Consider the following 24,178-nt stretch of genomic DNA (forward strand, 5'->3'; position numbering starts at 1 on the left):
AAAAATAAGTAATACAGAAGTTTAATCTGTGTTTTCATAACAATAATTTAATTAAATATAAAAATGGCAAAAGATATTAAATTTGATATAGAATCAAGAGACGCACTTAAAAGAGGTGTAGATGCATTAGCAAATGCAGTTAAAGTAACTTTAGGACCTAAAGGTAGAAATGTGGTTATAGAAAAGTCTTTCGGTGCTCCGCATGTAACTAAAGACGGTGTTTCTGTGGCTAAAGAGATAGAGCTAGAGGACAAAGTAGAGAATATGGGAGCTCAAATGGTAAAAGAGGTAGCTTCTAAAACCAACGATTTGGCAGGAGATGGTACCACTACAGCTACTGTACTAGCACAAGCTATCGTAAGAGAAGGTCTTAAAAATGTGGCTGCTGGAGCTAATCCTATGGATTTAAAAAGAGGGATTGATAAGGCAGTTTCTACTGTAATAGAAAACTTAAAATCTCAATCTCAAGCGGTAGGGGATTCTTCTGAAAAGATTAAGCAAGTAGCTTCTATTTCTGCAAATAACGATGATGCAATAGGTAGCCTTATTGCTGAAGCTTTTGGTAAAGTAGGTAAAGAAGGTGTAATTACTGTTGAGGAGGCTAAAGGTACAGATACTACGGTAGATGTGGTAGAAGGTATGCAGTTTGACAGAGGTTATCAGTCGCCTTATTTCGTTACAAATCCAGACAAAATGGTAGCGGAGTTAGACAATCCGTATATTCTTTTAGTAGAGAAGAAAATTTCTTCTATGAAGGAATTATTGCCTGTTTTAGAGCCAGTAGCTCAGCAAGGTAAAGCTTTGCTTATCATTTCAGAAGAGGTAGAAGGTGAAGCATTGGCAACATTAGTGGTTAATAAACTAAGAGGTTCTTTAAAAATTGCTGCAGTAAAAGCTCCAGGATTTGGGGATAGAAGAAAGGCAATGTTAGAGGATATTGCTATCTTAACGGGTGGACAAGTAGTTTCTGAAGAAAGAGGCTTTACTATGGATAATGTAACTATTGATATGCTAGGTAGAGCAGAAAAAGTAGTTATAGATAAAGACAATACTACGGTAGTAAATGGTGCTGGAGAAGAAGCTCAAATTAAAGCTAGAGTAAATCAAATCAAAGCTCAAATGGAAAGCACTACTTCTGACTACGATAGAGAAAAACTACAAGAAAGATTGGCTAAATTGGCTGGTGGTGTAGCTGTTCTTTATGTAGGTGCAGCTTCTGAAGTAGAAATGAAGGAGAAGAAGGATAGAGTAGATGACGCATTACACGCTACTAGAGCGGCAGTAGAAGAAGGTATCGTAGCTGGTGGAGGTGTAGCTTTGGTAAGAAGCATTGCTTCTCTTGATAATCTTAGCGGTGCTAACCAAGATGAAAACACAGGTATTAAAATAGTTAAAAGAGCTATAGAAGAGCCATTGAGACAAATCGTAGCCAATGCAGGTGGCGAAGGTTCTGTAGTGGTGGCTAAAGTTTCAGAAGGTAAAGGAGATTTTGGATACAATGCTAAAACAGACGAGTATGTTAATATGTTAGAAGCAGGGATTATAGACCCTACTAAAGTTACTAGAGTAGCATTAGAAAATGCAGCTTCTGTGGCTGGTATGCTATTAACTACTGAGTGTGTAATTACAGAATTACCTAAAGAAGAATCTGCAATGCTGCCAATGGGAGGTGGAATGCCAGGTATGATGTAATTTCATTACAAATATAAGTAAAATAAAAAACCGCTTTTTTAGGCGGTTTTTCTTTTTTATAATAGTTATTAATTCATAAGTATTAAAATTACCTGTGTTAAATGATTTTTTTTGAAAAATTATGTTTAGATTTGTAGAGCATGTTTAAATAATAGTATATTATGACAGTATTATTAGTAGTTTTAGTGGTTGTAGTTTTAGTGGTTTTTGTAGTTATCTCTATTTATAATGGGCTTGTAAGAAAAAGAGCTAATGTGCAGGAGGCGTGGAGTTCTGTAGATGTTTTCTTAAAAAAGAGAAATGATCTTATTCCCAATCTTGTAGAAACTGTAAAAGGTTACGCTTTACATGAAAGTGGTACACTCCAAAAAGTAATTGAGGCTCGTCAGCTATCTACATCCGCTAGTTCTCCAACAGAACAAATCAAAGCAGAAAAAACAATGCAGAATGCTATGATGAATCTTTTTGCTGTTGCAGAGAATTACCCAGACTTAAAGGCCAATACTAACTTTATTACACTACAGCAGGATCTTAATAGTATGGAAGATGATATAGAAATGGCAAGAAGGTACTATAATGGTATGGTAAAGGAAAATAATATTGCCGTAGAATCTTTTCCGTCTAATATCATTGCTAATATGTTTAAGTTTAGCAAATCCGAGTTTTTTGAAATTGAGAATAAAGCAGAGCGTGAGTCTGTAAAAGTTAGCTTTTAATAAGATAAGATATGAGTGAAAAAGTTTTCTATGCTTGTTTTGATGCCTTTCCTACAAGCAAGGGAGCATCTACTCATATTCAGAATACATGTATTGCTCTTTCAGAAGTTTCTAAACAAGTAGATTTGTTTTGTCTTTCAGGAGCAGAACATAATTGTTTGCCAGAAAATGTAAAAGTACATCCGTTTTATTTTGATGATAGTACAGGAAATTACTTAAGAAAAGCAACTCTTTTTTCTGAGAAGATATTTGCTTGTATGGAAACTGTTGCTGCGGAAGGAGTGGCACAGTTTCGGGATATTTGGTCAGGTTTGGGAATGATAAATCGTCCAAAACTAAAAACTATTTTTGAAGTTAATGCTCTTACTTCCATAGAGCTTCCTGAAAAATATCCTCTGCTCACTCCCAAACTCTTAGAGGAAATTAGAAAGTTAGAAACTCTTTGTCTACAAAGCTGTCAACATATAGTAACACCTTCTAGTATTACTAAAGATTATCTTATAGAAGAGTTTAGTATTCCCGAAAATAAAATTACAGTAATTCCTAACGGTGGTGATGTTGCTGAAGGTCTGCCTCAATTTAATATCTCTCTTCCGAAAAATTATATTTTGTATTTTGGAGCATTGCAACCTTGGCAAGGCCTAGATGTACTAATAAAATCTCTACATTATTTAAGAGATTATGAAGATCTTTCGCTGGTTATTTGCTCATCAGTTAAAGAAAAAGCCAATAAGAATTTTATAAAATTAGCAGAAAATATTGGTGTTTCTGAACGATTGGTGTTTTACAATGAGCTAGATAAAGCTACATTACATCATATTGTGAGAGGTGCAAAAGCCTCGGTTTCCCCTTTGAAATTTGGACTTAGAAATATTACCCAAGGATGTTGTCCGATAAAAGTTCTAGAAACTATAGCTTGTAAAACGCCTCTTATTTCGTCAGAAGTACCTGTGGTTAAAGAATTGGTGGGAGATTATGCTTACTACTTTTGGCCTGAAGACGAGATGGATTTAAGTAGATGTATTCGTTTCGTATTAGATAATCAAAATTTAGCCAAAGAAAAGGCAGAGTATGCATATGAGCGTTATCAAAATAACTTCACTTGGCAGCATCATAATGAAGAATTAAAAAAAGTATATAGAAATCTATTATCATAAAAAATGTTAGAAAATTCAAATATTCTTCTATCCTCAGAAAATATGGCTCCAATAGAGCAGGCTCATCTTTTGAGAGGGTTTAGCTCAAAAAAAACACCAATTAAATGGATACGTTTTTTCAGGCTTTGTGTACTACAAAGAGAAGAGGCTCTTAAGGCAAGAAAGAAAAAGACCGCAATTATGTGGGGAATTCTATTAGGGATATTTATTTTAATAACTATCCTTGCTCCTAAAATTTTTACCCTAGCACTATTTGTCCTACTTGTTTTAGGGGGTATTTTGAATTATATATACAGAAGAAACTTTAATAAAAAATATGCTGATGGATACGATTTTTTTGCTAGCTATTTTACTGCACTTTTTACTTTAATGGAAGAAGAAATGCCAGAAACAGGAGTTATTTCTCTAAGAGCGAATGTAAAGAAAACTATGTCTTCAGAATTTTTTAAAAGCTCTAACGATGCTAATTTTAAAACTCAAGGTTTTATATCTGGAGTAGAGAAGTTTTACGAAAGAGAGATTTGTAACGGTACTTGTCAATTAAAAGATGGAGCAGAGGCTAACTTTAGTTTTATAGAAGTTCTGAGAAACCGTGTTATAAATAAAAGAGGAATAAGCGGAAAGCGAAAAGTGAAGAATAAATATAAAACCACTTATCCTTTTATTTTGAAAATGAAAATACCTAAATCACTTTATATCTTAAAGCCTGATGTGGACTCTTATGATTTAAAAATAGAAGAAGATGATAATTTTTACTATCTGAAAGCTAAAAGGAAATTTGATATTAGAGAAGAAAAGCCTGAGGACTATTCACCATATATGTATAACTCTATTCAGTTGTTTTCAGTAGATTACTTTACGTTAGAGGTAATGAATTTACTGAATATTTGTTATGGATGTTTTACCCTAAGAAATACAATTTAAATGGAAAAAGATATAACTTGTCAAGAAAAAATAGGTCTTTTTTTAGTAGATACTTGTACAAATGGTGCAATGTGTACTTGTAGTAATTGTGGAAAAAAGGTTTGTAAAAACCATGTTTTTCAACATAAATTAAGCTCAGCTCTAAATGAACTTTGCCTTACTTGCAAGGCTGTATTAGACCCTAGGATAACCTCACAAATAGAGCTTTACTCCTCTGATCGTGCTATTTGGCGAAAAAAAATGAACACTCGGTTTCATGAAGAGTATCCTTATTTAGTTGCTATGGCAGATCAATATGATAGTCTTTTTGATACAGTAATATTTGCTGGTTCTAATGATTCTACAAATAGTTCATCGTCATTTGAGAGTTAATGAAGAAAGTTCTACTTATTACTCAAAATTATATTCCTTCTAAAGGAGGAATGGCTAACTCTTGTAAAAGAATAGTGAGGAATCTTCGCAAGAGCGGAGTTACAGTTCATGTATTACATTTTATCAATAGGAAATATAATTTTGAGATAAGAACAGAGATTAACGGAAATTATGCATCTTTAGCAATATATCCTTCTGAAGAATATACATTAAATTTAGCTCAAACTTTTCTTGAAAGTCATATATCAAACTTTTCTTTTGATATTGTAATGGCATTTGGTGGTTATCTACCGCTAATGTGGTCGCCAATAGTTGCTCAGTATTTTGAAAAGCCACTTTACACTTGTATCAGAGGAAATGATTTTGATGAGTTTATCTTTTCTAAAAGACGAAATGTTCTATTTTATGCACTTGAAAATTCTGCGAAGGTTTTTTCAGTAACGCAGGAAAAATGTAGAAAAATAGAAAAAATTTTCCCTAAAGTAGAAGTTTGTTATACGCCAAATGGTATTAATGTGGATGAGTGGAAACTACATTCTTTAGAAAAGGAAAGTCTAGAAAACTTTTCATCAAACGGAGGGAAGAAAATTATCACTATTACAGGACAATTAAAACCTAAAAAGGGGACACTCCAGTTTCTTGAAAATTTTGAAAACTTCAAAAATAAGAATAATTACGAAGTTCGTTTAGTAGGGGATATTCCAAAAGAAATAGAAGATAAACTGTCTGAGCTATCCTTTGATGTGAAGAGCTATCCTTTTGTTAGTAGTATGGAAATGAAACTGCTATATCACTCTTCTGATATTATTTGTATTCCTTCATTTTATGATGGAATGCCTAATGTTTTATTGGAAGCAGCAGCATGTGGAAAATTAGTTATAGCATCAAATGTCGGAGGTATTCCAGATATTATTGAAGATTCTATCTCTGGAATTTTATTTAATCCTTTAGTAAAGAATAGCCTCATTGATGCCTTTTTTCGCTATGAGGAGCTTGTTATGTCGGGTGAGATAGAAGCTATTCAGAAGAATCTACATGAAAAAATTAAAAACTTGTATAGAGAAGAAGACGAAATCAATAACTATATAAAACACTTAAAATAAAATTATCATGAAAAACATTTTTTTAACTCTTTTTACGGCATTGTTTGTAATAGTTTCTTGTAATAAGGAGGCTACTCAGTCTAAAAATACATCAGAGATTACAAGCTCTTCTGCTAAAGTAATAGATGCATCAATGCAAATTAAAGATTTTTCTGGAAAGCTTATAGGAGCATTTAATTTGGAGGACTCAAAAATCCAAATTGCGGATAAAATTTACGAGTCCAAAGCGAAAGGAGATAAGAAAAAATACTATAGTAATGGAGCTTTTACCTATGAGGTAAAACTAAAAGATGATGGTTTTAAGTTGAGAAATGCTGAGTCTAAGCTCTTGTGGAAAGTAAAGATATATCCTGATAAAATAAAAATTTCGGATAATGAAGAAAGTACTAATCCATTCGAAATAAAAAACAGAAATGGGAGTATAGAAATTAGTAAAAATGAGCATAAAATAGCTACTGTTACTATAAAAGACGGAAAAGTAAATGTAAATGAGAAGGAATCTTATATCATAAGCCCTACGAATAATCAGTATGTGTTGGGAGTGCTTGGTGTTGAGGAAATACCTATGGATCAACGTCTTTTTATAATTTTAGAATATTTTTGTAGAACTAAATAATGTACCTTATTTATGCTTATGGAACTGGACTTGGACATCTGAAAAGGGTGTCCGATTTTATTGGCCAGCAGAGTATTTCAGCTAAAGACTGTATTATAGTTACACAGTCCCAATTTGGATATTTTTGGGAAAAGGACTGGACGGTGGTAAAATTACCAAGAAGTACTTTTTGTAATGCATTACAATTTGAGATTGAGTTTAAAAAAATTCTATATCGTTTTCCTATTTCTGAAGTAATTGTAGATGTATTTCCTGAAGGTTTTTTTGGTGAATTAGGTAGTTGTTTATCGTTGTTTAAAGGGAAAAAGGTATTATTAGCAAGAATACTTTCAAATGAATATTTTAAAAAATATCCTTCTAATCACATTTATAATGAAGTTTTTTTAACTGAATCTGGTATTGATATAGAAAATTATAGTTGCAAAACTATCACTGAGATAGAAATTAAATATCAGAATTTAAAACAAACGAGTCTTAATGTTCCTAAGTCCTCATATTCGATTATTATACATAGTCAGCCACTACAGGAGGTAGAATATTTGTATCAAATGGCAAGAATGTATACATCAGAACAAATTATTATTTTTACTGCAATATTAGAAGATAATTTATTGATGAATAACTCGGTAGTGTTTAAAATGCAGCAACCTCCTTTAGAAATGCTAGAGAAAGCAAACAAAATTTTTTCGGGTACAGGATATAATGCTGTAAAGATGCTAAATAAATTTCATAATAAAACAATCTTCGTTCCTTTTCCAAGGGAGTTATGATAATCAGTTTCTAAGGAAGCGGCTTTTAGGTAATAAAGTAAAAGCACTCTAATATTGTTCTATTGAATGATTTTATATACACTCATTACAACAAATACTAAAAATAAAAAATGTACTTATACCAATCTGTTGTTAAGTACATTTTTTATTTTTTAGTGATATATTTACTCCACAGCTACGGCATCGTCGCCTCTGCTATCGGCTACGGCAGTGATATTACCGTTTTCATCTTTCAGAACAATTTCTGTTTTACCAATACTTCCTCGTTCTTTAAAGGTATAGCCTTTTTGTTCTAAAGATTTTATCGTAGCTTTAGAGAAATCCTTTTCAACTGCGATGTTTTCTGGTAGCCATTGATGATGGAACTTCGGCAAGTTAATCGCTAAATTTGGACTTAACTTAAAATCTACAACATTTACAATAGCTTGAAATACAGAAGTAGGTATCGTAGTTCCACCAGGCGTTCCTACCACCATTACAGGTTTATTATCTTTTAATAAAATACTTGGCGTCATAGAAGACAGCATTCTTTTACCAGCTTTAATAGCATTAGCTTCTCCGCCTACTGCTCCAAATAAGTTAGGAACTCCAGGTTTGATAGAGAAATCGTCCATTTCATTATTTAAAAAGAAACCAGCACTAGAAACTACTACTTTGCTACCATAATACCCATTAAGCGTTGTAGTGACAGAAACCGCATTCCCTTCTTTATCTAAAATAGATATATGTGTTGTTTGTGTACTTTCTTGATTAGGATTAACAATATTCCCAACCTCTGCACTAGGCGTTGCTTTAGACATATTAAACGATGCCCAACGCTTCTTAAGATAGGTATCTGAAAGTAGCATTTCTGTTTTATCTTCAATAAAATCGGGGTCGCCCATATATTCTGCTCTGTCTGCATAGGCACGGCGTTCTGCTTCTACCATAATCTGAACCGCTTCTGGAGAGGCATATTGATATTGAGCAAGATTTTCATAAGCCGACATTTTCAACATCTGAGCCAACAATATTCCACCGCTTGACGGTAAGGGCATGGAAACTACTTGGTGTCCTTTGTAATCAAAAGTTAAAGGCTTACGGTTTTTAACTTGATAATTCTTTAAATCTTCTAAACTAATAATGCCGTTACCTCTCTTCATTTCCTCAACTATCAGTTGAGCCGTTTTACCTTCATAAAAGCCTTTTTTACCAAATTTTTGTATTCTCTTAAGTGTTTCTGCTAAGTCTTTTTGTACCAATACATCTCCTGCCTTCCAAGGTTGCTCTTTTACAAAAACAATGGAGTTCTTATTATGTTTTACAAAATCTTTTTGGCATTCATTAAGTAGATTGGCTTCTTTTTCCGTGATAGCAAAGCCTTTTTCCGCTAAATCTATGGCAGGTTGTATCAGTACCTCCATTGGGAGAGAAGCGTATTTTAGAGTTTCATAAAATCCTGCTACCGAGCCTGGTATTCCTACAGCTAGTCGTCCGTTTTGTGATAAATCTGTACTAGCAACACCTTTTTTATCCAAATACATATCTCTATGTGCCTTGGCAGGTGCCGTTTCTCTAAAGTCTATGGCTATTTTTTCTCCGTTAGATTTTACCGCTACCAAAAAACCACCACCACCGATATTACCTGCCTGAGGATAAACCACAGCCAAAGCATACTGTGTAGCAATAGCAGCATCAAAAGCATTACCGCCTTTTCTTAATACTAAAGCACCTGCTTCACTGGCAAGAGGGTGAGCTGAGACCACCACACTTTTATTGTGAGTTTTAACTTCTTTTACTATATCATAATCCGTAAATTGGGCAGAAATTACCACAGACCATAATGTAAATACTACAAATTTTATCTTTTTCATATGTTAATTGAATATTTATGGGGAGCTTTTTAGCTCTATCAAATCATTTTGTTATGAGTTTAATGACGTCAAATTAAACAAATTAGTTTTGTAAATACTATGCTACACTACGTTTCTTTTATTAAAGTTGCCAAGTCGCAATTATTTTTTTCACAGATTGTTTTTCAACTTTCCCCGTTAAAAGTTTTCCATTAGTTGAAAGATAAATATTGTGTTTCCCTTTTTCGCCTTCAATATCACTTGGGAAACAATAAAGTCCAAAATCCAATCTCAATCTTTTTGAAATGATTGGAAATAAAATATCTGGATGTTCAGTTTTACCTTTATTTTCATAGTGATTGTTAAAATATTTTATCCAAGACAAAATGCTGACAAATTCGTCTTCAGTAAAATCAAAGTTAGTTTCGTCTACGATATAAATATTTTCAGGAAGCCTTTTTTGAATCTCTTTAATTTGGGTTGATTTTGTCATTGCTACTTAATTTTTATTTTTTTAACGTAAATATTTAGTGCATTCTTCAAATATTGTCTAGGTTCAGGTATTGGAATATTTTTCCCATCTTTTGATTTTCGAAGATGTTTGTTATGATTTTTTTGTATCATACCCCAATCATCAGGATAAACTTCAATAAAATTTTTAGGAAGTAACATTTAGTTGGGTTTCAACCGCTAAATTAAACAAATTAGTGGAAGTAAAATATTTTTTCGGAATAAAAATGGCTACCTTTTACAAAAATTATATTAGCTGTTACACCTTTATTTTTTTGTAAGTTTTTCTATTTCATCTAATGTATATTTTTTAGAATAGTCTATTCCCATAGATTTAGCGTAATCTTCTATAGATGTTTTTATATTCATTGATTTTCTTAATTCATTAACATTTTCAGGATTTTTAATTGGCCAAATAAAATTTACCCACTCTTCTTTTTTAGTTTCAGGATTTATAAACAGTCTTCCTGCACCTTGAGTTCCGTAAATTTGTTCTTTTCCTTGATACATTAGCATTCTGTCTTTCATCATCGCAATATGTTGTTTTCCTAAATCTCCATTTTCACTTGCTTTTATCATTAATGGATAATATTTCTCAATTACAGGTAGTTTTGAATGTTGAATTACATACCAAGCCGCAGTATTTAATTTTTCCCCCACAAGTTTTTTTCCTGGATAGCCATATTTCTTTATTATTTTTTCAATTTTGATTAAGTTTACGCTATCATTTTTTGTGGTTAAATTCCAACCTAATTTTTGAAATTTATCTTCAGAAATATTATAGGACTTTAAGATTTCATTTTTCCTTTCAGGTTTCAAATCAGGTGTAAAAAGTTCCCTTAATTCTTGGTCGGACTTTAAAATTAGAGATAGTTCATTTTTAAGATTTTCTTTTTGCTTTGGTGTTACAAAGCAAGAAGTTAATAATAGTAAAGTTAGAATTATTGAAAAAAGTTTCATACTATTTATGTGGAATTTTTGGTATACAATAAATACTTTTTGAATTATATATACTAGCTTTTTCTAAATAATTTCTTTAGATTACTTTCATATTGACCGTTCACATCAACTCTTGTAATATCACTAAGTGACAAAAGTATAAACTTTCTATCCAATGAAGACATCGTTCCAAATTCGTGAATCACAACCGAGCTGTTATCCATTTCGTGAATTTCTCCTATGAAACAAACGCTACTGTTAATATCTTGGATATGAACCGTTAGATGATTATAGAGTCGGTTGACGCTTTCTAAAATTGTCTGAATTGATTCTAAATTTATATTTACTTTACTTTTTACCCTTTGGGTTGAGTCTATAAGTTTTGCAACACTTTCAAGATCATTTCCTGACCATCTTATTCGTGTAATATTATGCCTTAAAAGAATCGTTAAACCATCATAATTACATTCTTTATCAAATTTTTCAATTAACAAAAAGTCATCATTAAAGTCAATTATAAAACCATAATCAGATTCATCATAATTATCGGTATAAATATCCACCAAAATGTTTTCTGTTTTTAGTTTTTCTAAATATTTTGTGTATAAGTTCATTGTTTAGTCATTTATTTCTACATCGTTTTTTGTAATTGTACTTTGGGTTACACAAAAATAGCAAAACACTAAGATTTAATACTTTGTATAAAATGTTTAGTTTTTTCTTTCCAATCCGGTTCTTCTAAAATAATTTTCACAAAAGCAGTGCCTATAATACCGCCATCGGCTTGTTCGGTAACTGTGGTAAAGTCGGTTTTATTTTTAATCCCAAAGCCTATCATTAGTGGGTTTTTCAGCGGTAATGAGGCTAATCGGTTAAGGTAATCTTCGTTTTTCAATGTTTTGGACTGGTTGCCCGTTGTGGACGAAGAACTCACCGCATACAAAAATCCAGAGCTTAGACTATCCAAATACAAAATTCGCTCGTCAGATGTTTCTGGTGTTACCAAAAAAGTAAAATTTAGATTAAACTTTTTGAGAATGGTTTGGTATTTTTTTTCAAACTCAATAGGAGGGAGGTCAGGGATAATCAGCCCATTAACGCCTGTTTCTTGGCATTTCTGACAAAACTTCTCAAAGCCATAAGAAAGCACAGGGTTAATATAACCCATCAAGATGATTGGAATATGAATTTCACCCTTAATTTTTGCCAATTGTTCAAAGAGTTTCTCTATTGACATTCCGTTTTCTAAGGCTTTAATGTGAGCTTGTTGTATAACCTCGCCATCGGCAACGGGGTCGCTATAAGGCATACCAATCTCCATCATATCAGCCCCAGCTTCTTGAATTATTTTAATGATTTCCGCAGTATCTTCCAGCTGAGGAATACCTGCTGTAAAGTATATATTTAATTTTTTCATTTAGAGTATTTTAAGGTAAAAGAGTACAAATTATAAAAAATAAGACTAAACAACCAATTATAATAAGATTGATATTTCTCTTCATTATTTTCTTTTTCTTATTTAGTATGATAGCTTCTATAATCATTGCAACAAACCATAGGAATGAAAACAAAATAATAAGAAAAAAAATAAGTCCTAAGTCGGCTGTGCCACAACGCCGGTCAGGAGCCGTGTAATCTAAATAAGAATAAGCCATAGGAAGGGCTAAAATCTAAGATAAAATTAGAATAACTATTCTTACTACAATATGGATAATATTACTTTTCATAGATTAAACATTTAGATAGCTTAAATAAGTTTTCATATCCTTATCGCCTCTACCGCTTAGGCAGATGACAACGATATCTTCTTTTCCAAACTTCTTTTTATCCAAAACCGCTAAGGCATGGGCACTTTCTAACGCTGGAATAATACCTTCTGTTTTAGTCAGATTGAATGCAGATTTTAGAGCTTCATCATCGTTAATGCTTAAAAATTCGGCTCGTTTTTGTTGGTAAAGATTGGCGTGCATTGGTCCAATCCCTGGGTAATCTAACCCTGCAGAAATAGAGTAGGGCTCAATCACTTGTCCGTCTTTGGTCTGAATAACCAAACTCTGACTGCCGTGCAAAACGCCAATGCTCCCCAAAGCCGTTGTTGCAGCAGTTTCTCCAGAATGAACGCCCAAACCACCAGCTTCTGCCGCAATGATATTGACTTTATCATTATTCACAAAATGATAAAAAGTTCCTGCGGCATTACTACCGCCGCCCACACACGCAATGAGGTGGTCGGGATAATCTCTGCCTTCCTGTTCTTGTAATTGGACTTTAATTTCCTCTGAAATAACTGATTGAAACCTTGCCACCAAATCGGGGAAAGGGTGAGGACCAACCACGCTACCTATGATATAGTGGGTGGTTGTAGGATTATTTATCCAATCTCTTAAAGCCTCGTTTACAGCGTCTTTTAAAGTTTTAGAACCCGAGGTTGCTGGAACGACTTTGGCCCCCAACATTTTCATTCTGGCCACATTAGGAGCTTGTCGGGCAATATCTATTTCGCCCATATAGACAATACACTCTAAACCAAGCAAAGCACACGCTGTCGCAGTGGCAACACCGTGCTGTCCAGCACCTGTTTCGGCTATGATACGCTGTTTGCCCAACTTTTTTGCTAAAAGCGCTTGTCCTAAAGCATTATTGATTTTATGGGCTCCCGTATGGTTTAAATCTTCTCTTTTAAGGTAGATTTTAGTGCCATATTGTCGGCTCAAATTGGGTGCAAAATACAATGGAGTTTCTCTCCCTACATAGTTTTTTAATAAATCTTTAAACTCCTTTTGAAAATCTTCCGAATAAATGATTTCCAAGTATTTATCTTGTAGTTCTTTAACATTAGGGTAGAGCATTTCGGCAATAAAAGCACCGCCAAATTCACCGTAATACCCTTCTTTATCTGGATTTTGATAATTCATTTTAATCTATTTCTATTGATACAAACTTAATTTAAAATTTTTAATAAGTGCTACATCTTTGTTGCCTGCGGAAATTTCAAATTTACTATTGAGGTCTAAAGCGATTGGTTTTTGTTTAATAATTGAGATTTTGCCAATGTTCTCGTTAGAAATACCACCGCTTAAAAAATAAGGTTTTGTAAGGTTTAATTCGTTTAATAGTTGCCAATCAAATCGTTTACCTGTTCCGCCAAAGGTTTTGCTATCCGTGTCAAAAAGTAAAAAATCTATTTCAGATGGTTCTGAAAATTCCGAAATATCAGGAACGGTTTCACCCACCCGTATCGCTTTTATAATTTGGATTTCTTGTGGAAGTTTACTCTTTAAATCACGAATAAAATCAGAGGTTTCATCGCCGTGCAGTTGCACCAAATTAAGTTGAGCTTCCGTAACGATTTGCACTATTTTTTCGATGGTTTCATTTACGAAAACGCCCACTTTTTGCTTGTGATTTAGCGAAGCAATTTCCTTTGGTGTTAAATAATTCAATACATATCTTGGTGATTTTTCATAAAATATAAAACCGAGATAATCGATTTCTAAATCTATAATTTCCCGAATTTGATTCAAATCGGTAAGTCCACAAACTTTTATTTTAGGTGCTGGTTTCATTTTTTATTTTATTTCTTCAATAAAAGATTGTAAAGCCATTCCAACATGGTTTTGTTTCATAAAATATTCGCCCATCAAGAAAGCATCAAAGCCATTGTTTTTTAGTTTTTTATAAATTTCAGGACTATAAATGGCACTTTCAGCAACGCTTAAAGTCCCTTCAGGCAATTGGTTTCGCATTCTAATGGCGTGTTCGTAATCCACTTCAAAAGTATTGAGGTTCCGATTGTTAATGCCTACCATTTTTAATTTGGAATAATATTTATCAAAATCTTCGCCACTATAAAATTCCAATAACACATCTAATCCCAAGTGGTGTGCCGTATCTGTAAGGTCTTCAATTTGGGATTTAGATAGAATATTAGCTATAAGCAAAATACAGTCGGCACCATGGGCTTTGGCTTGATAAATTTGATAATCATTTACAATAAAATCTTTCCTTAGCAAAGGTATATCGTAAATATTAGCTTCCTCCAAATCAGATAAACTTCCTCCGAAGAAAGGCGTATCCGTCAATACAGAAACACAAGCTGCTCCGTATTCCTTATATAGCGGTAAAACCTCTTGGATTTTAGCTTCTATGTTGATGTTATTTTTGGAGGGCGATTTCCTTTTAAACTCGGCTATAATCCCGTATGGATTGGACTTTAAACTCTCAATAAAACCTCGTGTAGGCTGGTGAAAAAACGGAGTATCCTTGAGTTTTTCTAACGATGTTTGCTTTTTGGCTTGTTGGATTTCGTCCAGTTTACAATCTACTATTTTATCTAAAATGGTCATTTAATTTAAGTTTTTAGGGTGTTTGTAACAAGTTTGCACATGGTCGTTTACCATACCGATGGCTTGCATAAAGGCATAAATAATGGTAGTCCCTACGAATTTAAACCCTCGCTTTTTTAAGTCTTTGGATATTTTATCCGATAGAGGTGTGGAGACAGGTACTTCTGATAGGTTTTTAAACTCATTTCTAATTGGTTGATGCTCTACAAAACGCCATATATACTGGGAAAAAGAACCAAACTCTTCTCTAGCTTTTATAAATGCCTTAGCATTTTTAACCGAAGATTCTATCTTTAATCTGTTACGGATAATCCCTGTGTTGCAGAGTAATTCTTCAAGTTTAGCTTGGTTGTAGGTGGCGATTTTGGTGTAGTCAAAATCATCAAAGGCTTGTCTGAAATTTTCTCTTTTTTTCAAAATAGTTATCCAACTCAATCCCGCTTGAAATCCTTCTAACAAAAGCATTTCAAAGAGTTTTTCATCTTCAAAAACAGGCTCGCCCCATTCTGTATCGTGGTAATTGATGTAAATTTCATCATTGGTTACCCAGCCACATCGTTCTTTATTTTTTAGTTCCATTAGGTGGTTATTTTATTTAGGCAATCTTTAGCTTTTCCTTCCAATAGACTTTTTTTCGCTAATTCAAAACAATTTTGATAATTACCGTATTTTTGGGTGTTATAGAGTGCCATTGCCGCATTGGCTAAAACCACCGCATTTTGCTCTGGAGTGCCTTTGCCGTCTAATATATTAAGAAAAATAGCAGCCGCTTCTTCTTTAGTCTTACCGCCGTAAATATGGTCTTCTGAAATATTTTTAAACCCTAATTCTTCGGCGGAATAGATGTACTCTCCGTTTTTATCAAAAATTTTGGTATCTTGAGTAAGGCTGATTTCATCATAGCCATCTAAGGCGTGGACAAGCATAAATTCGGCATTTTCCCTTTGTAATAGATATTGATAAAGCCTTGCTATCTCCAAATTGTAAACGCCTATCATACTGTATTTAGGCTGAACAGGATTAACTAAAGGCCCTAATAAATTGAAGAAAGTCCTAAGTCCCAACGCTTTTCTAAGTGGTGCTACCGATTTTAAAGCGGGATGAAACAACGGCGCGTGAAGAAAACAGATATTCCCTTTTTCTAAATCTGATTTTAGTCCTTCTGAATTATTTTTAAATTGGTATCCTAAAAGTTCCAACACATTAGACGAACCACTTACCGAAGAAACTCCATAATTACCATGTTTCGCCACTTTTTGTCCAGCTCCTGCAACGATAAAAGAGGCTAAGGTAGAAATGTTAAAGGTATTTTTGCCATCGCCTCCTGTGCCTACAATATCCACTAAGTCTTGAGTTCCTAAATCTACTGGAGTAGCCAGATTGAGCAAGGCTTCTCTAAAACCCATCAACTCTTCTAAAGTGATGGCTCTCATCATAAAAACACTTATAAAAGCCGTGGCTTCGGTCTCATTAAATTTATTTTGAGCTAATTCTATCATAACAGACTTTGCCTCCGATTTGCTAAGCGTCTGATGATTAAATAGATAGTTTAATATTTGTTTCATAATTTATTTTTTACAAATAGCTCCTATGAAGCATTTAGAAAATTAGTTAAAATCGTTCTTCCTAAAGGTGTTAAAATACTCTCAGGATGAAACTGAACGGCGTGTACATCGTAAGTTTTGTGCTGAAGTGCCATAATCATACCCTCCTCATCAACGGCCGTTATTTCTAATTCCGAAGGAAAATCCTCAAGATTTACAGCCCAAGAATGATACCTGCCTATTTCTATATTTTTCGGCATATTTTGAAACAGAAGGGCATCTGGCTTTATAATTTCGGCTGATGTCGCTACACCGTGATAAATTTTATCTAAATTAACCAAGCTTCCTCCAAAAGCCTCTGCAATAGCTTGTTGCCCAAGACAAACTCCCAAAATAGATTTGGTAGGTGCATAAGTTTTAATCACTTCTAACAATCGTCCTGCCTCGCTGGGAATACCAGGCCCTGGGGACAATATTATTTTATCATATTGCTCTATATCTTCTAACGGAATTTTATCATTTCTAAAAACATCTACCTCATTACCTGTAATTTGCTCTATCATTTGAACTAAATTATAGGTAAAACTATCATAATTATCAAATACCAATATTTTCATTTTCTTTGTGTTTAAATTTTTAAGCTCTATTTAGAGTTTCTGCTTTTTTAATGGCTTTTTTCAAAGCATTTAGTTTGTTATTAACTTCTTGTAGTTCGCTTTCTGGGGAAGATTTTGCTACAACTCCCGCTCCTGCTTGATAATAAAGATGATTATTCTTGGCTAAAAAAGTTCTAATCATAATCGCTTGGTTGCAAGTTCCATCAAATCCTACAAAGCCAATACAACCGCCATAATATCCTCTCGAAGTAGGCTCGTACAAATCAATAAGTTCCATAGCTTTGTATTTAGGAGCACCACTCAATGTACCCTGTGGAAAGGTAGTCGCTGTCATTTCGTATGGATTGATATTGTCGCTTAATTCGGCAGTTACTTCGCTTACCATATGTATCACTGATGAAAAAAACTGGATTTCCTTTAGTTTAGAAACACTAACATTTTTCCCTAATTTACTAAGGTCATTTCGAGCCAAATCTACCAACATCGTATGTTCTGCATTTTCTTTTGGGTCGGCTTTTAAGTCTTTTGCCGCCGCTAAATCTTCCTGAATATTTCCCGTTCTTTTAAAAGTACCCGCGATAGGGTGAATAATGGCTTTTTTATTTTTGATAATCAACTGACTTTCAGGACTAGAACCCATCAATTTATAATCACCATAATCAAAGAAAAATAGATATGGCGAAGGATTGATATTTCTTAAAGCTCTATATACTTGAAACTCATCACCTCTGTATTTTTGCTGAAACCTTCGGCTAAGCACCATTTGGAAAGTGTCTCCTCTAAAAGCGTGTTTTTGAGCTTGTTTTACCATTTCTAAAAATTTTGCATCTTCAAGGTTAGAAGTTTCTTGTTCTACGCTTTCAAACGGATATATTGCTATGGATTTATGATTGATAATATCTTCTAAATAAGATATTTCCGAATTTAATCCCTCTATCTTATTCTCTATAATTCTCATTTCATCATTGGTGTGATTAAAAGCAATGATATATTGGTAAAATCTATATCTAAGAATTGGGATTTCCGTTTCTTTGTTTTGAGGTTTAAACTGAATAGATTCAAAAAAAGGAATAGCCTCGTAACTCGTATAACCGAAAAACCCTTGAGCTACCTTATCAATAGCACTTTCTACCTCTTCACATTTGAAATTTTCTGCAAAACTTTGGAGTACATCAGTTAGAAGAACACCTTCTTGAAAGTTTAATTTTTGTGGTGGCTGGTTTGGGAATTTAATTTCATAACTTTCATAATTATTTACCTCTATACCAGCAATCGCATTTACGCCTATAAAAGAATAGCTACCGTTATCTGCGTTATGTTCTGTACTTTCCAAAAGAATAGTATCTCTATATGCATCACGAAGTTTTAGATAAACTCCCATTGGAGTATGTAGATCCCCCATAAGGGACTTGGATTCTGTTTTAATGCTAATCATCTTTATTAAATCTATTTAAAATAAAAAACTCCTACGATAATCCGCAGAAGTCTTTATTGTTTGTTACTACCCTTAAATTTGTTTTCTCACCCAAAAAGCTAAATACGATAGAAGTTCAGACCCTGCTTAAGAGTTTGACACCACCACTTTTGTATTACACTATTTGTTTTCACCCAGCAAATGTAATATTTTTTTATTAAAAGACAATGTTAAATCTGAAATTTATTTTATCCAAGTTAAAATTGATTTGATGTACTTTTAATTTTATTGATGACTACCATAAATTTAAAATAATATGTTTCTACGGTAAAAAACTTTTTGTAACTTTGTGTTTTATTTATAAAAATATATTAAAATAATGGTAAAAATCACACTCCCTGACGGAAGTATCAGAGAATTTGAAGGAGTAGTAACTCCTTTAGAAGTAGCAAAATCTATTAGTGAAGGGTTGGCTAGAAATACCATTTCGGCCATGGTAAATAATAAACAAGTGGAAGTAACCACCCCAATAACCGAAGATGCTACGGTACAACTTCTTACATGGAATGATGATATGGGAAAGAAGGCTTTTTGGCATTCTTCTGCTCACCTTTTGGCACAGGCAATATTGGCGTATTATCCAGAGGCTAAACTTACCATTGGACCTGCCATAGAAAATGGCTTTTACTATGATGTAGATTTTGGAAACGAAACATTATCTGAAAAAGATTTTGAAAAGATAGAGCAAAAGATGCTAGAAAATGCCAAGAAAGACTCTACCTTTAAACTTTATGCTATCTCCAAAGCAGAGGCTTTGAAAGAATATGCTGACAACCCATATAAAACAGAATTGATAGAAAATCTTAATGATGGAGAAATTACTTTCTGTTCTCACGACGATTTTACAGATTTATGTAGAGGTGGGCATATACCTTCTACGGGGATTGTCAAAGCAGTTAAGATACTTAACGCTGCAGGAGCCTATTGGCGTGGTGATGAGAAAAATCCACAATTAACGAGAGTTTACGGAATATCTTTCCCTAAACAAAAAGACCTTAAAGAATACCTAGAAAGACTAGAAGAGGCTAAGCGTAGAGACCATAGAAAATTAGGAAAAGAGCTAGGCTTATTTACTTTTTCTGAAAAGGTAGGTGCAGGGTTACCTTTATGGTTACCTAAAGGAGCTGCCCTTAGAAAAAAATTAGAAAGCTTCCTTTCAGAAGCACAAAGAAAAGGCGGTTACGAATTTGTAATGACTCCACATATCGGAAACATAGAATTGTACAAAACATCTGGACATTACGAAAAATACGGAGCAGATAGCTTCCAACCAATAAAAACGCCGCATGTAGGAGAGGAGTTTTTATTAAAGCCAATGAACTGTCCGCATCACTGCGAAGTTTATAAAGCACAGCAGTGGTCTTATAAAGATTTACCTAAAAGGTATGCAGAGTTCGGTACAGTATATCGTTATGAGCAAAGTGGTGAATTACACGGACTTACTAGAGTAAGAGGATTTACTCAAGATGATGCCCATTTATTCTGTACACCAGACCAACTATTAGAGGAGTTTGAAAAAGTAATAGATTTGGTACTCTATGTGTTTAAATCTTTAGGATTTGAAGACTTTATAGCACAGGTGTCATTAAGAGATAAAGAGAACAGAGCTAAATATATCGGCTCTGAAGAAAACTGGGAGAAAGCAGAATCTGCGATTATTACGGCTGCTAAGAACAAGGGACTCAATACTGTTGTAGAATATGGTGAGGCTGCATTTTATGGGCCTAAATTAGATTTTATGGTTAAAGATGCTTTGGGTAGAAGTTGGCAGCTCGGAACCATACAGGTAGATTATAACCTTCCTGAAAGATTTGATTTAACCTATGTAGGTAGTGATAACGAGAGACATCGTCCTATCATGATTCACCGTGCACCTTTTGGTTCTATGGAAAGATTTATTGCTATTTTAATTGAAAATACAGCAGGTGATTTCCCACTTTGGTTAAATCCAGACCAATATATACTACTTCCAATCAGTGAAAAATATACAGATTACGCTAAAAAAGTTTCACAATTATTAGAAAATCACGATATTTGCGGACTGGTAGATGAGAGAAATGAAAAAACGGGTAAAAAAATCCGTGATGCAGAAATGAAAAAAATACCATTTATGCTCATTGTAGGAGAGAATGAAGCAGGAAACCAAACGGTATCTGTAAGAAAAAGAGGAGAAGGAGATTTAGGAGAAATGAGTATAGAGAGCTTTGTGGAATACTTTAAAAATGAAGCAAAGATTATAAAGTAAGGTTTAACAATTAAAAATATAAAGCCATAGCAATTAGAAAAAAAATTAACAGGTCAGCACCGCGTCGCCAGCAGGAGGATGCGCACATGATTAATGAAAAAATCCGTGCTAAAGAGGTTCGCCTTGTAGGGGATAATGTAGAACCAGGTATATATCCGCTAGCCAAAGCTAGAGAATTGGCAGAAGAACAAGAACTAGACTTGGTAGTTATATCTGATAAAGCAGAGCCTTTCATCGCTCGTATTATGGATTATAAAAAGTTCCTTTATGAGCAGAAGAAGAAACAAAAAGAGCTTAAAGCTAAACAAGTAAAAGTAGTAGTAAAGGAGATTCGTTTTGGACCTCAAACCGATGACCACGACTACGAATTCAAGAAAAAACACGCCGAAAAGTTCTTAGAAGAAGGTTCTAAACTTAAGACCTATGTGTTTTTTAAAGGTCGTTCTATTGTTTTCAAAGATCAAGGAGAAATACTTTTATTAAAACTTGCTCAGGATTTGGAGCATGTAGGGAAAGTAGATCAGCTACCTAAATTAGAGGGCAAAAGAATGATTATGATGATGAGTCCTAAGAAAACGAAATAAACATATTTGTTATGATGAAATATAGATTACTTTTTTTGTTATCATTAGGTTTTTGTAGTACATTTTTTTCCCAATATATGAATGGGATAGTTGTCTACAAAGATGGTAGTAAGAAGAAAGGTTATTTACAACGCCCTCAAGAAATTTCGAAGAATTCAATCGTGTTTAAAAGCAGTCTTGATAAATCTGCAAAAAAAGAGGATATTAACTTAGAAGATGTAAAGAAACTTTCTTACTTAGAGGACAGTGGTAAATATATAGATTTTATATCTGTTCCTTACAAAAAGAAAAACATTTGGGTTTATAATTATTATACAGGTAAAGTCAAAATCTATGCTCAATTGTTTGAAAGTGATATGAAGACCACGATGGTAGGTGCTGGTGCATCAAGAATGATGATTACAGATCCGGCGGGTAGTTCTACATACTATTACTTTCAGTGGTCGGATGAGCCAGTAACTTTTGTAGCGGTAAATCATGTAACACATAACATTTCAACGATAGATTTAACTAAAAAAGGTAACGGAAAAAGAATTGTAAAATTCTTCAAGGATAAATGTCCTAAGATGGAGGAGGCATTTGAGAATAAAGAACTGAAATTCAAAGACTCTCCTATGCCATTTGTTGAGTATTTTGAAAAGAAATGTAAATAAAATATATTGATAACAAAACGATAAAAAAGCAAAAAAATGCCAAAATTAAAAACGAAATCAGGAGCTAAGAAGCGTTTTGCTCTTACCGGAACTGGTAAAATCAAAAGAAAAAATGCTTACAAAAGTCACATCTTGACTAAGAAGGAAACTAAGCAAAAGAGAAATCTTACGCAAACTTCTTATGTTCATCCATCTGACGAGAAAAGCGTTTTGAAGCAATTAGCTATCAAGTAGTTTTTATAAATCAGTTATTCGGTTTATAAGAATTCAAAAAATTCAAACAAGTTTAACCCTGAAATGGTGCCACTAAGAAAGCGTTAAAACTTCGCCCATTTCAAAAAAACAAATTATTAAATTATGCCAAGATCAGTAAATTCTGTAGCGTCAAGAGCACGCAGAAAAAAAGTAATGAAACAAGCTAAAGGTTTTTTCGGTAGAAGAAAAAATGTTTGGACTGTTGCTAAAAATGCCGTGGAAAAGGCAATGCAATATGCCTACCGTGGTAGAAAAGAGAAGAAAAGAAATTTCAGAAGCCTTTGGATTATGCGTATCAACGCAGGATGCAGAGAGTATGGAATGTCTTACTCTCAGTTTATGGGAGCTCTTAAAAAGAACAACATCGAATTGAACAGAAAAGTTCTTGCAGACCTTGCAATGAATCACCCTGAAGCATTCAAAGCTGTTGTAGATCAAGTAAAATAAATGTTTAATTTTTTTGTTATCAATATAAAGAGAGAGTTTTAGTTACTCTCTCTTTTTTATTTGTGTCTATCGGAATTTTATATTATTTTTAGTGACCAAAATTTATAATTAAATCAAAAATGAAAAATATTGTAGTAATCGGAGCTGGGACAATGGGGAATGGGATAGCTCATACCTTTGCTCAAAATGGTTTTAAGGTAAATTTAGTAGATATTTCACAGGAAGCTCTAGACAGAGGTGTTGAGACTATTTCTAAAAATTTAGATAGAATTGTTTCTAAAGGACATCTTACCGAAGTTCAAAAAGAAGAAACATTAAACAATATTACCAAAAACACTTCCTTAGAAAGTGCTGTTAAAGATGCAGATCTGATTGTAGAAGCCGCCACTGAAAATACAGAGTTAAAATTGAATATCTTTAAAAAAATAGATACTTTAGCACCACAACACTGTATTCTAGCAACCAATACTTCTTCTATATCCATCACGCAGATTGCAGCGGTAACGCAGAGACCTGATAAAGTCATCGGAATGCATTTTATGAATCCTGTTCCTATTATGAAATTGGTGGAAATTATCAAAGGGTATTCTACTTCTAAAGAAACTTTCGATGTGGTTTATAAAATGTCAAAAGACTTATCAAAGGTGCCTGTAGAAGTTAACGATTATCCTGGATTTGTAGCCAATAGAATCCTAATGCCAATGATAAACGAAGCTATAGAAACTTTATACAATAATGTAGCTGGAGTAGAGGAAATAGACACCGTGATGAAGTTAGGTATGGCACATCCCATGGGACCGCTACAACTAGCAGATTTTATAGGTCTAGATGTTTGTTTAGCAATTCTTAATGTAATGTATGATGGTTTTAAGAATCCAAAGTACGCCCCATGTCCACTATTGGTAAATATGGTAATGGCAGGGAAATTAGGAGTAAAATCAGGAGAAGGTTTCTATGACTATACCGAAACAAAAAAGGCTGAAAAAGTAGCCCGTATGTTTTCTAAAAATTAACAAAATTTAATTCAGATTAACAGAAATAATTGTTTATATTTGCAGGACAAGATTCTAAAATTAGAATATTAAAATTTTAAACCAATGAAATTACCTAAATTTTTATTAGCGGACAACACCGAGTTTCCAGAAGACTTATTCGTAGTTCACACTGAGTACCCTAGATTCATTCTTAATGTAGAGGAGGAAGAAGTAGAGTGGTTAGATGATTTAGAAGGAGATGATGAAGAGAGCATTGCAGATGAAGCTACTAAAGCTGTAGAAGCTGCTTTCAAGTGGTGCGATGCTGAATTAGAAAAATATGATGACGAAGATTTAGACTAAAAAATGACTTAAATTCGTTATTAACATAAAAGGCTGTTATTGGGG

Annotated in this window: 28 protein-coding genes; 15 read left to right on the top strand and 13 right to left on the bottom strand. The window is 33.5% G+C overall.

What is annotated here, in order from left to right:
• The first annotated feature begins 63 nt into the window (after window positions 1-63).
• From groL to GXW81_RS06990, 8 genes are all read left to right on the top strand, one after another.
• Window positions 64-1,692 carry a chaperonin GroEL gene (groL, locus tag GXW81_RS06955; RefSeq protein ID WP_161531740.1) on the top strand — a complete coding sequence of 543 codons (1,629 nt, stop codon included), beginning with the start codon at window positions 64-66 and terminating at the stop codon, window positions 1,690-1,692.
• A gap of 161 nt (window positions 1,693-1,853) precedes the next feature.
• Window positions 1,854-2,408 carry a LemA family protein gene (locus tag GXW81_RS06960; RefSeq protein ID WP_161531741.1) on the top strand — a complete coding sequence of 185 codons (555 nt, stop codon included), beginning with the start codon at window positions 1,854-1,856 and terminating at the stop codon, window positions 2,406-2,408.
• 11 nt (window positions 2,409-2,419) lie between these two features.
• Complete coding sequence (locus tag GXW81_RS06965) at window positions 2,420-3,565, top strand: glycosyltransferase family 4 protein (protein WP_161531742.1); 1,146 nt, start codon at window positions 2,420-2,422, stop codon at window positions 3,563-3,565.
• A 3-nt stretch (window positions 3,566-3,568) separates the two neighbouring features.
• Complete coding sequence (locus tag GXW81_RS06970; protein ID WP_161531743.1) at window positions 3,569-4,489, top strand: hypothetical protein; 921 nt, start codon at window positions 3,569-3,571, stop codon at window positions 4,487-4,489.
• Window positions 4,490-4,861 carry a hypothetical protein gene (locus GXW81_RS06975; protein ID WP_161531744.1) on the top strand — a complete coding sequence of 124 codons (372 nt, stop codon included), beginning with the start codon at window positions 4,490-4,492 and terminating at the stop codon, window positions 4,859-4,861. It begins immediately after the preceding gene.
• A complete protein-coding gene (locus GXW81_RS06980) occupies window positions 4,861-5,964 on the top strand; it encodes a glycosyltransferase family 4 protein (protein WP_161531745.1) in 1,104 nt (367 codons plus the stop codon). Before GXW81_RS06975 ends, GXW81_RS06980 begins: the two co-directional genes overlap by 1 nt.
• A gap of 7 nt (window positions 5,965-5,971) precedes the next feature.
• The gene (locus tag GXW81_RS06985) at window positions 5,972-6,580 is read left to right on the top strand and encodes a hypothetical protein (RefSeq protein ID WP_161531746.1); all 609 of its coding nucleotides are present in this window, start codon (window positions 5,972-5,974) and stop codon (window positions 6,578-6,580) included.
• Entirely contained in the window at window positions 6,580-7,350 is a 771-nt protein-coding gene (locus GXW81_RS06990; protein WP_161531747.1) for a hypothetical protein, read from the top strand. The genes GXW81_RS06985 and GXW81_RS06990 overlap by 1 nt, the downstream gene beginning before the upstream one ends.
• A gap of 164 nt (window positions 7,351-7,514) precedes the next feature.
• Here GXW81_RS06990 and ggt read toward each other — a convergent pair whose 3' ends face one another.
• From ggt to GXW81_RS07060, 13 genes are all read right to left on the bottom strand, one after another.
• The gene (gene ggt / locus GXW81_RS06995; RefSeq protein WP_161531748.1) at window positions 7,515-9,203 is read right to left on the bottom strand and encodes a gamma-glutamyltransferase; all 1,689 of its coding nucleotides are present in this window, start codon (window positions 9,201-9,203) and stop codon (window positions 7,515-7,517) included.
• Window positions 9,204-9,324: 121 nt separating this feature from the next.
• Entirely contained in the window at window positions 9,325-9,675 is a 351-nt protein-coding gene (locus tag GXW81_RS07000; RefSeq protein WP_161531749.1) for a hypothetical protein, read from the bottom strand.
• A 2-nt stretch (window positions 9,676-9,677) separates the two neighbouring features.
• Entirely contained in the window at window positions 9,678-9,854 is a 177-nt protein-coding gene (locus GXW81_RS07005; RefSeq protein WP_161531750.1) for a hypothetical protein, read from the bottom strand.
• Between the two features lie 105 nt (window positions 9,855-9,959).
• Entirely contained in the window at window positions 9,960-10,652 is a 693-nt protein-coding gene (locus tag GXW81_RS07010) for a DUF6624 domain-containing protein (protein ID WP_161531751.1), read from the bottom strand.
• A 53-nt stretch (window positions 10,653-10,705) separates the two neighbouring features.
• Window positions 10,706-11,245, bottom strand: a complete 540-nt coding sequence (locus GXW81_RS07015; RefSeq protein WP_161531752.1) for a hypothetical protein — start codon at window positions 11,243-11,245, stop codon at window positions 10,706-10,708.
• A gap of 68 nt (window positions 11,246-11,313) precedes the next feature.
• Window positions 11,314-12,048, bottom strand: coding sequence for a tryptophan synthase subunit alpha (gene trpA / locus GXW81_RS07020; protein WP_161531753.1), 735 nt, complete (start codon window positions 12,046-12,048; stop codon window positions 11,314-11,316).
• A gap of 313 nt (window positions 12,049-12,361) precedes the next feature.
• Window positions 12,362-13,546: a tryptophan synthase subunit beta gene (gene trpB / locus GXW81_RS07030; protein ID WP_161531754.1), complete on the bottom strand. Its 1,185-nt coding sequence runs from the start codon at window positions 13,544-13,546 to the stop codon at window positions 12,362-12,364.
• A 12-nt stretch (window positions 13,547-13,558) separates the two neighbouring features.
• Window positions 13,559-14,197 carry a phosphoribosylanthranilate isomerase gene (locus GXW81_RS07035; RefSeq protein WP_161531755.1) on the bottom strand — a complete coding sequence of 213 codons (639 nt, stop codon included), beginning with the start codon at window positions 14,195-14,197 and terminating at the stop codon, window positions 13,559-13,561.
• A 3-nt stretch (window positions 14,198-14,200) separates the two neighbouring features.
• Entirely contained in the window at window positions 14,201-14,977 is a 777-nt protein-coding gene (gene trpC / locus GXW81_RS07040; protein ID WP_161531756.1) for an indole-3-glycerol phosphate synthase TrpC, read from the bottom strand.
• Window positions 14,978-15,556, bottom strand: a complete 579-nt coding sequence (locus tag GXW81_RS07045) for a DNA-3-methyladenine glycosylase I (RefSeq protein ID WP_161531757.1) — start codon at window positions 15,554-15,556, stop codon at window positions 14,978-14,980.
• Window positions 15,556-16,542 carry an anthranilate phosphoribosyltransferase gene (gene trpD, locus GXW81_RS07050; RefSeq protein ID WP_161531758.1) on the bottom strand — a complete coding sequence of 329 codons (987 nt, stop codon included), beginning with the start codon at window positions 16,540-16,542 and terminating at the stop codon, window positions 15,556-15,558. The genes GXW81_RS07045 and trpD overlap by 1 nt, the downstream gene beginning before the upstream one ends.
• Window positions 16,543-16,565: 23 nt before the next feature.
• Window positions 16,566-17,138, bottom strand: coding sequence for an aminodeoxychorismate/anthranilate synthase component II (locus GXW81_RS07055; RefSeq protein ID WP_161531759.1), 573 nt, complete (start codon window positions 17,136-17,138; stop codon window positions 16,566-16,568).
• 19 nt (window positions 17,139-17,157) lie between these two features.
• A complete protein-coding gene (locus GXW81_RS07060; protein WP_161531760.1) occupies window positions 17,158-18,573 on the bottom strand; it encodes an anthranilate synthase component I family protein in 1,416 nt (471 codons plus the stop codon).
• Between the two features lie 358 nt (window positions 18,574-18,931).
• Here GXW81_RS07060 and thrS point away from each other — a divergent pair, with 358 nt between their 5' ends.
• The 7 genes from thrS (at window position 18,932) to GXW81_RS07095 (ending at window position 24,133) form a co-directional block, all read left to right on the top strand.
• Window positions 18,932-20,857, top strand: coding sequence for a threonine--tRNA ligase (gene thrS / locus GXW81_RS07065; RefSeq protein ID WP_161531761.1), 1,926 nt, complete (start codon window positions 18,932-18,934; stop codon window positions 20,855-20,857).
• A gap of 86 nt (window positions 20,858-20,943) precedes the next feature.
• A complete protein-coding gene (gene infC, locus GXW81_RS07070; RefSeq protein ID WP_052911051.1) occupies window positions 20,944-21,441 on the top strand; it encodes a translation initiation factor IF-3 in 498 nt (165 codons plus the stop codon).
• A gap of 77 nt (window positions 21,442-21,518) precedes the next feature.
• Window positions 21,519-22,094, top strand: a complete 576-nt coding sequence (locus GXW81_RS07075) for a hypothetical protein (RefSeq protein ID WP_260393567.1) — start codon at window positions 21,519-21,521, stop codon at window positions 22,092-22,094.
• 36 nt (window positions 22,095-22,130) lie between these two features.
• Window positions 22,131-22,328 carry a 50S ribosomal protein L35 gene (gene rpmI / locus GXW81_RS07080; protein WP_154136846.1) on the top strand — a complete coding sequence of 66 codons (198 nt, stop codon included), beginning with the start codon at window positions 22,131-22,133 and terminating at the stop codon, window positions 22,326-22,328.
• Window positions 22,329-22,451: 123 nt separating this feature from the next.
• Window positions 22,452-22,796, top strand: coding sequence for a 50S ribosomal protein L20 (gene rplT, locus GXW81_RS07085; protein ID WP_004918977.1), 345 nt, complete (start codon window positions 22,452-22,454; stop codon window positions 22,794-22,796).
• Between the two features lie 119 nt (window positions 22,797-22,915).
• Window positions 22,916-23,809 (top strand): 3-hydroxybutyryl-CoA dehydrogenase, encoded by an 894-nt coding sequence (locus GXW81_RS07090; RefSeq protein ID WP_161531763.1) that lies wholly within the window; start codon window positions 22,916-22,918, stop codon window positions 23,807-23,809.
• Window positions 23,810-23,893: 84 nt separating this feature from the next.
• Complete coding sequence (locus tag GXW81_RS07095) at window positions 23,894-24,133, top strand: hypothetical protein (protein ID WP_004918972.1); 240 nt, start codon at window positions 23,894-23,896, stop codon at window positions 24,131-24,133.
• Window positions 24,134-24,178: the final 45 nt, after the last annotated feature.

The sequence above is a fragment of the Riemerella anatipestifer genome (genome assembly GCF_009932355.1).
Taxonomy (GTDB): domain Bacteria; phylum Bacteroidota; class Bacteroidia; order Flavobacteriales; family Weeksellaceae; genus Riemerella; species Riemerella anatipestifer_E.